Below are 13,028 nucleotides of genomic sequence, written 5' to 3' on the forward strand. Positions count from 1 at the left end.
CGCCCCGCCCGTGAGCGCGCCTTCGTGTTCGGCCGCGCCCTCGCGCACAGGCGGGCCTTCGCGCCTGGGCGCGCCTCAGCCCCCTGGCCTCGTCTCGCCTTGCCTGAGTGCGCCGCCGCGTGGGAGCGGTCGGCGGTGGCCGGGAGCGGCCCGATCGCTGAGCCGGCACGGGCGGCGGACGACCGCGAACGGCGCGCGGCTGCGAACAGCCGCGACCGGCACAGGCGCGAGCGGCGCGCGGCTGCGGACGGGCGCGAGCGGCGCGCCGACCCGGCCCGAGCGCCGGGTCGGCGCGGGCGGGATGATCAGGCTCGGCGGGGGCGGCGGCAAAACGTCCGGCGGGTCCCGTTAGTGCCGGGCACTGGATCGACAAATGGCCGTCTGAAGCGTTCTGTGTGGCCATTTGTCGCCTATCGCCGCCGATGTCTTGAACGAATGGCACGCGACGCGGACGCTTCTCTTGTCCACCGTCCAGAGAAAGCGAGCGTCGCCATGTCCCATCCTCAGGTGGTCGACGGTCTCCTCCCCGCGCCGGTCCCGGTGCGCTTCGTCGCCGAGGACGGCACCGCCGTCGATCCCCCCGCCGACTACCCGATGCCGGCCGGTGAGCAGCTCACGGAGGCCTACCGCCGGATGGTCGTCGGCCGCCGGTTCGACCGCCAGGCGACCGCGCTGACCAAGCAGGGCCGGCTCGCCGTCTACCCCTCCAGCCTGGGACAGGAGGCTTGCCAGATCGGCGGCGTGCTCGCGCTGCGCGACACCGACTGGCTCTTCCCCACCTACCGCGACAGCGTGGCCCTCGTCTCCCGTGGCCTCGACCCCGTCGAGGTGCTCACGCTCCTGCGCGGCGACTGGCACTGCGGCTACGACCCGGGCGCCGTCCGCGTCGCCCCGCAGTGCACGCCGCTCGCCACCCAGACGATCCACGCGGTCGGCATGGCCGAGGCGCTGCGCCGCAAGGGCGAGGACGCCGTCGTGCTGGCCTTCATCGGCGACGGCGGCACCAGCGAGGGCGACTTTCACGAGGCGCTCAACTACGCCGGGGTGCTGCGCTGCCCGGTCGTGTTCCTCGTGCAGAACAACAAGTACGCCATCTCGGTGCCGCTGGCCAGGCAGACCGCCGCGCCCGCGCTGGCGTACAAGGGCGTCGGGTACGGCGTGCCGTCGGAGCAGGTGGACGGCAACGACCTGGTGGCCGTGCTGTCCGTGCTGACCGCGGCCGTCGAGCGGGCCCGCGGGGGCGGCGGGCCGTTCCTGGTCGAGGCGCACACGTACCGGATGGACCCGCACACCAACGCCGACGACCCCACCCGCTACCGCGACGACGAGGAGGTCGCCCGGTGGGCGCAGGCCGACCCGCTGATCCGCCTGGAGACCTACCTGCGCGGCAGGGGCCTGCTGGACGACGAGGGCGTGGCCGCCGCCGCGCGGGCCGCCGACGAGTACGCCGCCCGCGTCCGCGAACGCATGAACGCCGACCCGGAGACCGACCCGTTCGAGCTGTTCGACCACGTCTTCGCCGAGCCCACGCCGCAGCTGCGCGAGCAGCGCGACCTGCTGCGGGCCGAGCTGACCGCCACGGAGGAGTGACATGACCGCCATGTCCGTATCCGCGTCCGCGCCCGTTTCCGCGCGGAAGCCGACCACGATGGCGCAGGCGCTGAACGCCGCACTGCGCGACGCGATGCGCGAGGACGAGCGGGTGCTCGTCTTCGGCGAGGACGTCGGCCCGCTCGGCGGCGTGTTCCGCATCACCGACGGGCTGACCAAGGAGTTCGGCGAGGAGCGCTGCTTCGACACCCCGCTCGCCGAGTCCGGCATCGTCGGCCTGGCCGTCGGCATGGCGATGGGCGGCTTCCGCCCCGTCGTCGAGATGCAGTTCGACGCCTTCGCCTACCCGGCGTTCGAGCAGATCGCCTCCCACGTGGCCAAGACCCGCAACCGCACCCGCGGCCGGGTGTCGCTGCCGATGGTGATCCGCATCCCGTTCGCCGGAGGCATCGGCGGGGTCGAGCACCACTGCGACTCCAGCGAGGCGTACTACGCCCACACGCCCGGGCTGAAGGTCGTCACGCCCGCCACCGTCGAAGACGCGTACTGGCTGCTCCGCGAGGCCATCGCCGACCCCGACCCGGTGATCTTCATGGAGCCCAAGCGGCTGTACTGGGCCAAGGAGGACTTCTCGCCCGCCGAGCGGCACGCCCCCGGTTTCGGCCGGGCCGTGGTGCGGCGCGAGGGGCACGACGCCACGCTCGTCGCGTACGGGCCGGGCGTGCCCGTCGCGCTCCAGGCAGCGGAGACGGCCGCCGCCGAAGGCCGCTCGCTGGAAGTGGTGGACCTGCGGACCATCGTGCCGTTCGACGACGAGACCGTGGTGTCGTCGGTACGCAGGACCGGGCGGTGCGTGGTGATCCAGGAGGCGCAGGGCTTCGCCGGGGTCGGCGCCGAGATCGCGGCCCGCGTCCAGGAGCGCTGCTTCCACTCCCTGGCCGCGCCCGTGCTGCGCGTCACCGGCTTCGACATCCCGTACCCGCCGCCCAAGCTGGAGCACACCCACCTGCCCGATGTGGACCGGGTGCTCGACGCGGTGGACCGGCTCCAGTTCGACGACCAGCCCGACCTGCTGCACCTGAGCAGGGAGGCGTCATGACGACCACCGGCGCGCGTCAGGTGTTCCGGCTGCCCGACCTGGGCGAGGGGCTGACCGAGGCCGAGGTGCTCGACTGGAAGGTGGCGGTCGGCGACACCGTCGAGGTGGACCAGATCGTGGTGGAGGTCGAGACGGCCAAGGCGGCGGTGGAGGTGCCGGTGCCGTACGCGGGCACCGTGCTCGCCCTGCACGCCGCGCCCGGCGCGGTCCTGTCGGTGGGGGAGCCGCTCATCGAGATCGGCACCGCCGAGAGCCCCGAGGACCCGGCGGCCGTGCAGTACCGCGAGGAGGAGCGGGCGGGCAGCGGCAACGTCCTCATCGGCTACGGCACCGGCCACCGCCCGTCCTCCCGCCGCCGTCGCCGCACCGCCGCCAAGCCGTCTGCGGCCGGCACGTCACCCTTGACCGGCCCGCGCCCGCTCCGGCAGGCCACGCCGGAGGAGGCCGCGAAGCCGCGAGCGGCGGAGGCGCACCCTGCCGATCAGGTGGAGGCGCGTCCTGCCAGGCCGGCGGAGGCGCGCCCGCTCCGGCAGGCCGTCCCCGAGAAGCCCCGGCAGCATGCGGGGCGGCAGGCGCCGCGCGTGATCTCGCCGCTGGTCCGCAGGATCGCCCGCGAGCACGGTATCGACCTCGCCGGTGTCACCCCCACCGGCCCGCGCCAGGTGATCTTGCGCCGCGACGTCGAGCGGGCCATCGAGCGGGCGAGGCCGGCCACGAGCGAGCAGGCCGCCCGGCCGGTGACCCAGGAGGCCCGGCCGGCTCCTGCGGAGGTCGAGCGGATCCCGCTGCGCGGCGTGCGCAGGGCCGTGGCCGAGAAGCTGAGCCGCAGCCGCGCCGAGATCCCCGACGCCACGACCTGGGTGGACGTGGACGCCACCGACCTGGTCGCCGCCCGCGACGCGCTCCGCCGCACCCGCCCGCAGCTCGGCATCGGCCTGCTGGCGCTGCTCGCCCGCATCTGCGTGGACGGCCTGCGCCGCTTCCCCGAGCTGAACTCGACGGTGGACACCGACCGTTCGGAGATCGTCAGGTACGGCCGCATCCACCTGGGCTTCGCTGCCCAGACCGACCGCGGCCTGGTCGTGCCGGTGGTCCGCGACGCGCACCTGATGACGACGGCCCAGCTCGCCGCCGAGCTGACCAGGCTCACCGGCCTGGCCAGGGCGGGCAAGCTGCCGCCCGAGTCGCTGACCGGCGGCACGTTCACGCTCAACAACTACGGCGTCTTCGGCGTGGACGGCTCCACCCCGATCATCAACCACCCGGAGGCGGCGCTGCTGGGCGTCGGCCGCGTCATCGAGCGTCCGTGGGTGCACGACGGCGCCGTCGTCCCCCGCAAGATCGCCCAGCTCTCGCTGACGTTCGACCACCGGGTCTGCGACGGGGGAGCGGCGGGCGGCTTCCTGCGGCACGTGGCCGACTGCGTGGAGAACCCGGCGATCCTGCTCGCCGACCTCTGACCGCCGAGGGCCGCCCCCGGCCTGCGTGCGGCGCCGAGGGCCGCCCCGGCCTGCGTGCGCCGCCGAAGGGCGCCCCCGGCCTGCGTGCGCCGCCGAAGGGCGCCCCGGCTTGCGCGCGTCTACGCCGTGCGCGCGGCCTCGTCCGGTGCGAGGGCGAGGCCGAGGGCGGCCTCCACGTGGATGCGGGTGGAGTCGAACACCGGGACGGGGCTGTCGTCCTGGCCCACCAGCAGGGTGATCTCGGTGCAGCCGAGGATGACACCCTGCGCGCCGCGCCCGGCGAGACCGGCGATGACCCGCCGGTACGCCTCCCGCGACGCGGGCTCCACGCGTCCCAGCGTCAGCTCCTGGTAGATGACGTCGTGCACGAGCGTGCGGTCCGGCTCGTCCGGCACCAGCACGTCGATGCCGTGGCCGCGCATCCGCGCCCGGTAGAAGTCCATCTCCATGGTGAAGCGGGTGCCGAGCAGGCCGACCGTGGTGAGCCCGGCCGCCGCGATCCGGCGCGCGGTGGCGTCCACGAGGTGCACGAACGGCACGTTCACCGCGCCTTCGATGGCGTCCGCGACCTGGTGCATGGTGTTGGTGCACAGGACGATCAGGTCCGCGCCCGCCCGCTCCAGGCTCCCGGCGGCCTGCGCGAGCAGCGCGCCCGCGCGGTCCCACGCGCCGTCGCGCTGCATCGCCTCGATCTCGGCGAAGTCGACGGTCACCATGACGCTCTTCGTGCAGTGGTGCCCGCCGAGGCGGCGGCGGGTCTCCTCGTTCAGCATCCGGTAGTACTCGGCGGAGGACTCCCAGCTCATGCCGCCGATCAGACCGATGGTGCGCATCACGGACTCCACCTTGCCCGGTTCCTCCGCTTATAGGAAATCGGGAGCGGTGCGCCCGGCGCAGGTGGGGGGATCGTGCGGCGGTGCGCCCGGCGTAGGTGGGGGGATCGTGCGGTGGTGCGCCCGGCGCCGGGCGCACCACCGCGAGGCGGACTACCCCTGTGTGTTCTCGGAGAGCGCGGGATCGCCGCTGTCGTTGAGCTGCTCATCCCCCTGGTCCCCCTGCTCTCCCTGCTCTCCCTGGTCCCCCTGGTCCACCGGGTCGCCCTGATCGATCGGCGAGTCGTCGGGCTGTCCCGAGCAGGCCGGGTCGTCCGCGCACGCCTGGTCGGCCGGGGTGTCGTCCAGCCCGTCGTCCACCTGGTCGTCGGTGCCGTCGTCGGTCACCTCGCCGGACGGGTCGGACGGGTCGGCGGCGTCGTCCGACGGGTCCTTCGTCGGCTTGGGCTCCGGCGCGCTCACCAGGTCGTGCTGCTGCCCGGCGAACGAGGGCGGCGGGAACTCCTCGACCGGCTTGCCGGCCATCGCCACCGTCATGAAGTCCCGCCAGATCTTGGTGGGCGTGCCCGCGCCCTGGATGTCGCCGAGCGAGACCTCCTTCTGCAGCGCGTATCCGTTGGGGTCCCTGAGGATCTTCCCGGTCTTCGGGTTACGCTGCGGCACCTCCTTGTACATCCCGACCGCCGACGAGAGCTGCGGGGTGTAGCCGACGAACCACGCCTCCTTGTTCTCGTTGTTGGTGCCGGTCTTGCCGGCGATCGGCCGGCCGCCGGGCAGCGCGGTGCCCCGGGCGGTGCCCGACGTGACCACCTGCTGCATCGCGTACGTGGCGTCGGCCGCGGTCTCCGGGCTGATGACCGGCTTGGGAGGGTTGGCCTCTTTCATCACGGTCACGCCCTTGTTCGTCTTCACCGAGATGATCACGTGCGCGTCGTGGTGGACGCCGTTCGCGGCGAAGATGCCGTACCCGGTGGCCTGCTGGACGGGGGTGACCAGGCCCGCGCCGATGGACATGCCGTACGAGTGGGTCTTGATCGCCTCCTGAAGGTTCTTCCCGCTGATGCCCGCACCTTCGGCGATCTTCGCGACCTTCTCCAGGCCCACCTCCTGCGCCATGGTGGCGAACGCGGTGTTCACCGATTGCGCGGTGGCCCTGTCGATCGTCACGGACGCGCCGATGTCGTGCGAGTTGCGGATCGGCTTGGTGCCGGGCAGCGTGACCGGGCCCTTGCCGGAGACGTGGCTCTTGAGGCTGTAGCCCTGCTCCAGCCAGGCGGCCAGCACGTACGGCTTGAACGCCGACGCCGCCTGCTTGTGGGCGTCGAAGGCGTTGTTGGTGAAGCTCTTCAGGTAGTCGTGGCCGCTGTAGAAGGCGATCACCCGGCCGTTGCGCGGATCGACGGCCGCCATGTTGGCCCGGATGTACTTGTCGCCGATGGCGGTGAGGTTGCTCTCCACCGCCTTCTTCGCGGCCAGCATCAGCCGCCGGTCGAACGTCGTCGTCACCCGGTAGCCGCCGATGCTCAGCGCCTTGTCGTCGATGCCGCGCGAGGCCAGCTCCCGCTGGACGATGTCGACCATGTAGCCCTTGATGCCGCTGAAGGTCTCCACCTTGTCCTGGCGGGCGAGCTTGGGGAACTCGGCCGTCTTGGGCAGGTCGCCGTACCGCGCCGGGGCGATCTCGGCCATGCCGTTGATCGTGTACGTGAACCGCTCCCGCGTCGGCGCGAAGTTCTTCTCCTGCTCCGCGTTGTCGAAGTCGACCGGCCGCTGCGTGCGCCCGGCCAGGTAGGCGGCCTCGGCGACAGTGAGGTCCTCGACGTTCTTGTCGAAGAACGCCTGGGCGGCCGCCTGGATGCCGTTCGCGCCGCGCCCGAGGTAGATGGTGTTGAGATAGTTGGCCAGGATCTCGTCCTTCGACATCTCCTGGCTGGCGCGGATCGAGACGAAGATCTCCTTGACCTTGCGCTGCACGGTCCGCTCCTGGCTGAGGCCGTCGTAGTAGCCGCGCGCCATCTCCTGGGTGATCGTCGATCCGCCCTGCACCTGCTGCCCGGTCAGCGTGCTGTACGCCGCGCGCAGGATGCCGGAGATCGAGATGCCGGGGTCGGTGCGGAAGGTACGGTTCTCCGCGGCGATGAAGGCGTCCTGGACGTGCCGGGGGATCCGCGAGATGGGGACGATCTCGCGCCTGGTGCCGAGCCTGGCCAGCTCGGTCTTGCCGTCCCGGTAGTAGAGGATGCTGCCCTGCTCGGTGGCGTGCTTCTGGGTCTCCCGCGGCAGCGGGGTGTTCGCGTACGCCACCATGACCATGCCGAACAGGCCGGTCACCAGGACCATGATGCCGAGCACCACGGCCTTCCAGCTCGGCACGAACCGCCGCCACCCGGTCCTGCGGACCTTGCCGCCTTCGCCCTCGCCACCACCGCCACGACCGTGCCCGCCGCCACGACTGTGCCCGCCGCCACGACTGTGCCCACCGCCACGACCGCGCCCACCGCCACCGCGCCCGCCGCCACCGCGCCCGCGGTCGTCGTGCCCGCCGTCGTCGTGTGCGAGAGCGACGGACGGCTCGCGCCTGCGGCCGGCGCCGCGCGAAGGGCCGCGTATGCCGTCGGAGTCCGCGCCGCTTCCCCTGCGGACGGGGCGCGAGCGCGGGGCGGGATGCGCCTCTTCAAGAGCCGCCGAACGGGCGGATCCACGCTGCTCGAAGCTCGCCCGCTCACGGGACGGGCGGCGCCGGCCGCTGGCTGCCGCCCTCTTGCCCGGCCAGCCACCCGCGCGTAATAGGTCGCCGAGCGCCGCACGCGCCGCAGGGCGGGGCCGCCCACCGGCGGCGTCCTGCCGCCCGGACGGCTCCGGATCGTGGCTGCTGTGACTCACAGGTCCCTATTCACTCATCCGGCGGCACGCTCCGCAGGCAAAAGGCGGCATTTCACGTATTTCTCACGATCTCCGCAAAAGCCGCGCCATCCGCCGAATGGCGGCTGCGGAACACTTCCGCAAGGGCCCGCGCCATCTCTCGAAAGGCGGCTGCGGAACGACGTGACGGGCGATGCCGCGCGATAGCGTGGAGATCCCTGCGGTGTGCTCCTCGGGGGCGGAGGCATCACGATGACGAACCGCGTCTGCACGATCGGCCACTCCAACCGCGCGTTCGATGAGGTGCTGGAGATGCTGCGCGCCCACGACGTCACGTGCCTGGTGGACGTCAGGTCGTTCCCGTCGTCGCGCAAGTTCCCGCAGTGGAACCAGTCGGCCATCGTCGACGCGCTGCCTCCCGGCATCGGCTACCGCTGGATCCGCGAGCTGGGCGGACGGCGGCATACCCCGGAGGGCGTGCCGAGCCCCAACGGCGCGTGGGAGGTCAAGGCGTTCCGCGACTACGCCGACCACATGGCCACCGAGGAGTTCCGGCGCGGCCTGGACGAGCTGCTCAAGCTCGCCGGGCAGCAGCGCCCGGCGATCATGTGCAGCGAGGCCGTGCCGTGGCGCTGCCACCGCCGGCTGATCACCGACGCGCTGCTCGTCGCCGGGATCGAAGTCGTGCACATCATGTCGGCGACCTCGGCGAGACCCGCGGAGCTCAACGAGCACGCGCGGGTCGCCGGCGGGCATCTCGTCTATCCTCCGCCCGAGGGCGGCACCAGCGCGGCCGGCGGCACGTGATGCCGGCCCATGTGGATGTCGCGGTCGCACAGGCCGCCCTGCGGGATCGGCCAGGGTCCTGCGGGATCGGCCAGGGTCCTGCGGGATCGGCCGGGAGAAGAAGATCTTCACCACGTTCGGCTCGGGGCGCGCCATCGAGGAGGTCCGCGCGGCAGGCCCCGGTGACGCCCCGCTCACCCCCGGCCCCGGCGGCCGGGACACCACCGCCGAACTGGGGCAGGCCATCGTCGGACGCGTCAGGGAGCGCCGCCCCGATACGCCATGATGTTCCCGCCACAGCAGCAGCACGCCGCCGGAGTGCTGGAGAAAGGAGTGCCGCCATGGACGCGGACGTCATCATCGTGGGCGCGGGCCTGTCCGGGCTCGTCGCGGCCCAGGAGCTGACCAGCAGGGGACGCAAGGTGGCGCTGGTCGACCAGGAGAGCGCGGCCAACCTGGGCGGGCAGGCGTACTGGTCGTTCGGCGGGCTGTTCATCGTCGACTCGCCCGAGCAGCGGCGCCTGCGCGTGAAGGACTCCTTCGAGCTGGCCTGGAACGACTGGCAGGGCAGCGCCCGCTTCGACCGCCTCGACGACGAGGACCTGTGGGCCGAGCGGTGGGCCCGCGCGTACGTCGAGTGGGCCGCGAGCGAGAAGCGCTCCTGGATCGACGCCCAGGGCATCAAGCTGACCCCCATCGTCGGCTGGGCGGAACGCGGCGGCCTGCGCGCCGACGGCCACGGCAACTCCGTGCCCCGCTTCCACGTCGCCTGGGGCACCGGCACCGGCGTGGTGGCGCCGTTCGTGCGCGCCGCCCGGCGGGCCGCCGACGCCGGGCTGCTCAGCTTCCACCACCGCCACCGGGTGGACGAGCTGATCGTCCAGAACGGCGCCGTCACCGGCGTGCGCGGCAGCCTGCTCGCCGACGACGACTCGCCGCGCGGCGTCGCCTCCAACCGCGACGTGACCGGCTCCTTCGAGCTGACCGCGCAGGCCGTCATCGTCGCGAGCGGCGGCATCGGCGGCAACCTCGACCTCGTCCGGCAGTCCTGGCCGCAGCGGCTCGGCACCCCGCCGCAGAGCATGATCATCGGCGTGCCGGCGTACGTGGACGGGCGCATGCTCGGCATCAGCGCCGCCGCCGGCGCCCGCATGGTCAACCGCGACCGCATGTGGCACTACACCGAAGGCGTCCAGAACTGGAACCCCATCTGGCCGGGCCACGGCATCCGCATCCTGCCCGGGCCGTCGTCGCTGTGGTTCGACGCGCTCGGCCGCCGCCTGCCCGACCCCTGCCTGCCCGGCTACGACACCCTCGCCACGCTGAAGTACCTGCGCACCACGCCCGACATCGCCGAGTACGACCACTCCTGGTTCATACTCAACCAGCGGATCATCGAGAAGGAGTTCGCGCTCTCCGGCTCCGAGCAGAACCCCGACATCACCAGCGGCGACCGCACGGCCGTGCTGCGCGGCCGCCTCTTCGGCAAGGGCGCGCCCGCGCCGGTCGAGGCGTTCAAGCGGCACGGCGCCGACTTCGTCGTGGCCCGCACGCTGGAAGATCTCGTCGCCAAGATGAACGAGCTCACCGACAAGCCGCTGCTCGACGCCGCCGAGCTGCGCCGCCAGATCGAGGCCCGCGACCTGCAGATCGCCAACCCCTACAGCAAGGACGCGCAGGTGCAGGGCATCCACAACTCCCGGCGCTTCCTCGGCGACCGGCTCACCCGCACCGCCGTGCCCCACCGCATCCTCGACCCGCAGGCCGGCCCGCTCATCGGCGTCAAGCTGCACATCCTGACCCGCAAGACCCTCGGCGGCATCCAGACCGACCTCGACTCGCGCGCGCTCGGCGCCGACGGCTCGCCCGTCCCCGGCCTGTACGCGGTAGGGGAGGCGGCCGGGTTCGGCGGCGGCGGCGTCCACGGCTACAGCGCCCTGGAGGGCACCTTCCTCGGCGGCTGCCTGTTCTCCGGCCGCCAGGCGGGCCGAGCCGCCGCCGACGCGGTCGCGTGACGCTCCGGCCCGGTGGCGTGGGCGCCGGCCGGGCAGCGCGAGGCGCCGGCGGCGGTGTGAGGCGCTAGCCGGCGTTCGGCGCCGGGCCGGTGGGCTCCGCGGGCTCGCCCGGCGAGCCCGCGCCGGCGGGCTCGTTCGACCGCGCCGCGCCCACGGGTGCGGCGGGCTCGTTCGGGCGACCCGCAGACACCGGTTCGGTCGTCGCAGACCGCCCCGCGGGGAGGATGCCGGCCTCGCTCAGCAGGCGGCGGGCCGCGGCGATGGCCTCGGGCGTGGAGGCGAACACCCGCCCGGCCTCGTCCAGCCGGGCGATCACCCCGAGCGCCCGCAGCGGCTTGTGGTGGCCGTCGCGGATGCCGGAGACGAGCACCGTGACGCCGCGCCGTTCCAGCCGGGTGATCGCATCGCCGAGCACCAGCGCGCCGCTGGCGTCGATCGTGGTGACCCGCGACATGCGCAGGATGACCACGGAGACGTCGGACACCTCCGACAGCTCCAGCAGGAAGCGGTGCGCGGCGGCGAAGAACAGCGGGCCGTCCAGCCGGTAGGCCACGATGTGCTCGGCGAGCAGCGCCCGCTCCTCCTCGTCGTGGTCGCCGGGCAGGTCGGGGTGGAGCGGCACGTGGTCGAGGCGGACGTTGCGCGCGATGGCCCGCAGCGCGAGCGCACCCGCCACGATCAGGCCGATGATGACGGCCGCCACCAGGTCGAGCGCGAGCGTGGCGATCGCGGTCAGCGCCAGCACGAGGGCGTCGGAACGGGTGGAGCGGAGCATCGCGCGTACCGAGCCGACCTCGACCATGCGCACCGCCGTGGCGAGCAGCACGCCCGCCAGCGCCGCCAGCGGAATCCTGCCCACCAGATCGGCGGCGGTGAACACGATCACGCCAAGGATCGCGGCGTGCGCGAGGGAAGCAAGCCGGGACGTGGCACCCGCCCGCACGTTGACCGCCGTACGCGCGATCGCGCCCGTGGCCGGCACGCCGCCGAACAGCGGCGCGAAGAGGTTGGCCAGACCCTGACCGAACAGCTCCTTGTCGGGGTCGTGCTTGTGGTTGACGCTCATGCCGTCCGCGACGGCGGCCGACAGCAGCGACTCCAGCGCGGCCAGCGCGGCGACCGCGATCGCCGGGGCGATGAGCGAGCCGAGCGCGGAGACGTCCAGGAACGCGAGCGACGGCGCGGGCAGCCCTGCGGGCAGGTTGCCGATGCGGTCCACCGGCAGGCTCACCAGCTCGGCGACGATCGTCGCGGCGGCCACCGCCAGCAGCGAGAACGGCACGGTCGGCCGCCACCGCGCGCCCACCAGCATCACCGCGGCGACCGCGCCGGCCACCGCGAGCGCGGCCCAGTTGGGACGGGCGACGAAGTCGAGCACCGCCTGCCAGGCCACGGCCGGGACCTTGTCGCCCTCCGGCGTCGGCACGCCGAGCGCGGCGGGCACCTGCTGCAGGCCGATCACGCAGGCGATGCCCAGCGTGAAGCCCTCCACCACCGGGGCGGGCACCAGGGTCATGAACCGTCCCGCCCGTGCCAGCGACAGGCCGAGCAGGATGAGACCGGCCATCACGCCGACCGTCAGCACGCCGGTGGGGCCGTACGTGTGCGTGATCGGCACCAGCACCACCGTCATCGCGCCGGTCGGCCCCGACACCTGCAGGGCGGAGCCGCCGAACACGGCCGCCAGCGCACCCGCCACCACGGCGGTGGCCAGGCCCGCCTCGGCGCCGAGGCCGCTGGAGATGCCGAAGCCGAGCGCGAGCGGCAGCGCCACGATCGCCACCGTCAGGCCGGCCAGCAGGTCGCGGCGCGGGTGGCGGCCGAAGGCGGCCAGGTCGGCGCGGGCAGGCAGGACCGAGCGCAGGCGGGCCCAGCCCGCCAGGAGAACGTCGTTCACCGCTCGCCGGCCTCCGCTTCGAGCAGCTCGTTCAGCAGCTCGTGACGGCCGGAGAGCTTGGCCTGGAGCAGGTGACGGGCCGCGCGCAGCAGCTCGGCCACGTCGCCGCCGGACATCGCGTACACCACGGTGGAGCCGTCACGCCGTGCGGTGACCAGCTCGGAGCGGCGTAGCACGGCCAGGTGCTGCGACAGCCCGGTCGGCTCCACCTCGATCTCGGCCAGCAGGTCGCGCACCGGCTTGGGGCCGTCCTGCAGCAGTTCGAGCACCCGGATGCGCACGGGATGCCCCAGCAGGCGGAACAGCTCGGCTTTCGCCTCGTACAAGGGCACCGACATCTCTGCGTGCGTCCTTCCTTCGTGCCTTCTCAGGTGCTCGGGTCATGGGATGACTCAGGTTAGTTTCCAATGAATTGCGAAAAATCGCAATTTCGCTACTGCGACGCCCCGTCAGACGGCTCCGCGCCGGGCCGGTCGATGGGGGTGCTTGGACGGCTTTCCTGGCGTGTCCCGGTTGGGATGCGGC

At 73.1% G+C, this 13,028-nt stretch carries 9 protein-coding genes; 5 read left to right on the forward strand and 4 right to left on the reverse strand.

The window, feature by feature from the left end:
- Positions 1 to 492: 492 nt before the first annotated feature.
- Genes pdhA through WBK31_RS10450 form a run of 3 tightly spaced genes read left to right on the forward strand, consistent with a single transcriptional unit; the run spans position 493 to position 4,110 of the window.
- Positions 493 to 1,590, forward strand: a complete 1,098-nt coding sequence (pdhA, locus tag WBK31_RS10440) for a pyruvate dehydrogenase (acetyl-transferring) E1 component subunit alpha (RefSeq protein ID WP_406674710.1) — start codon at positions 493 to 495, stop codon at positions 1,588 to 1,590.
- Between the two features lie 10 nt (positions 1,591 to 1,600).
- Positions 1,601 to 2,650, forward strand: coding sequence for an alpha-ketoacid dehydrogenase subunit beta (locus tag WBK31_RS10445; protein WP_406675474.1), 1,050 nt, complete (start codon positions 1,601 to 1,603; stop codon positions 2,648 to 2,650).
- Positions 2,647 to 4,110: a dihydrolipoamide acetyltransferase family protein gene (locus WBK31_RS10450; RefSeq protein WP_364064843.1), complete on the forward strand. Its 1,464-nt coding sequence runs from the start codon at positions 2,647 to 2,649 to the stop codon at positions 4,108 to 4,110. Before WBK31_RS10445 ends, WBK31_RS10450 begins: the two co-directional genes overlap by 4 nt.
- 119 nt (positions 4,111 to 4,229) lie before the next feature.
- On the opposite strand, the gene WBK31_RS10455 is transcribed toward WBK31_RS10450, so the two are convergent.
- Positions 4,230 to 4,943 carry an aspartate/glutamate racemase family protein gene (locus WBK31_RS10455; protein ID WP_406674711.1) on the reverse strand — a complete coding sequence of 238 codons (714 nt, stop codon included), beginning with the start codon at positions 4,941 to 4,943 and terminating at the stop codon, positions 4,230 to 4,232.
- Positions 4,944 to 5,096: 153 nt separating this feature from the next.
- Entirely contained in the window at positions 5,097 to 7,316 is a 2,220-nt protein-coding gene (locus WBK31_RS10460) for a transglycosylase domain-containing protein (protein ID WP_406674712.1), read from the reverse strand.
- A gap of 741 nt (positions 7,317 to 8,057) precedes the next feature.
- Here WBK31_RS10460 and WBK31_RS10465 point away from each other — a divergent pair.
- Positions 8,058 to 8,612, forward strand: a complete 555-nt coding sequence (locus WBK31_RS10465) for a DUF488 family protein (protein WP_406674713.1) — start codon at positions 8,058 to 8,060, stop codon at positions 8,610 to 8,612.
- Positions 8,613 to 8,932: 320 nt separating this feature from the next.
- Positions 8,933 to 10,606 (forward strand): FAD-binding dehydrogenase, encoded by a 1,674-nt coding sequence (locus WBK31_RS10470; RefSeq protein ID WP_406674714.1) that lies wholly within the window; start codon positions 8,933 to 8,935, stop codon positions 10,604 to 10,606.
- Positions 10,607 to 10,670: 64 nt separating this feature from the next.
- On the opposite strand, the gene WBK31_RS10475 is transcribed toward WBK31_RS10470, so the two are convergent.
- Entirely contained in the window at positions 10,671 to 12,503 is a 1,833-nt protein-coding gene (locus WBK31_RS10475) for a SulP family inorganic anion transporter (RefSeq protein ID WP_406674715.1), read from the reverse strand.
- Entirely contained in the window at positions 12,500 to 12,841 is a 342-nt protein-coding gene (locus tag WBK31_RS10480) for a metalloregulator ArsR/SmtB family transcription factor (RefSeq protein WP_364064827.1), read from the reverse strand. Before WBK31_RS10480 ends, WBK31_RS10475 begins: the two co-directional genes overlap by 4 nt.
- Between the last annotated feature and the right edge of the window lie 187 nt (positions 12,842 to 13,028).

The organism is Nonomuraea sp. N2-4H (assembly GCF_045291505.1).
In the GTDB taxonomy this organism is placed as follows: domain Bacteria; phylum Actinomycetota; class Actinomycetes; order Streptosporangiales; family Streptosporangiaceae; genus Nonomuraea; species Nonomuraea fastidiosa.

Bases quoted from the DNA above. Each gene is read 5' to 3' on its own strand.
- pdhA (WP_406674710.1), top strand. From the start codon at position 493: ATGTCCCATCCTCAGGTGGTCGACGGTCTCCTCCCCGCGCCGGTCCCG.
- WBK31_RS10445 (WP_406675474.1), top strand. From the start codon at position 1,601: ATGTCCGTATCCGCGTCCGCGCCCGTTTCCGCGCGGAAGCCGACCACG.
- WBK31_RS10450 (WP_364064843.1), top strand. From the start codon at position 2,647: ATGACGACCACCGGCGCGCGTCAGGTGTTCCGGCTGCCCGACCTGGGC.
- WBK31_RS10455 (WP_406674711.1), bottom strand. From the start codon at position 4,943: ATGCGCACCATCGGTCTGATCGGCGGCATGAGCTGGGAGTCCTCCGCC.
- WBK31_RS10465 (WP_406674713.1), top strand. From the start codon at position 8,058: ATGACGAACCGCGTCTGCACGATCGGCCACTCCAACCGCGCGTTCGAT.
- WBK31_RS10470 (WP_406674714.1), top strand. From the start codon at position 8,933: ATGGACGCGGACGTCATCATCGTGGGCGCGGGCCTGTCCGGGCTCGTC.
- WBK31_RS10480 (WP_364064827.1), bottom strand. From the start codon at position 12,841: ATGTCGGTGCCCTTGTACGAGGCGAAAGCCGAGCTGTTCCGCCTGCTG.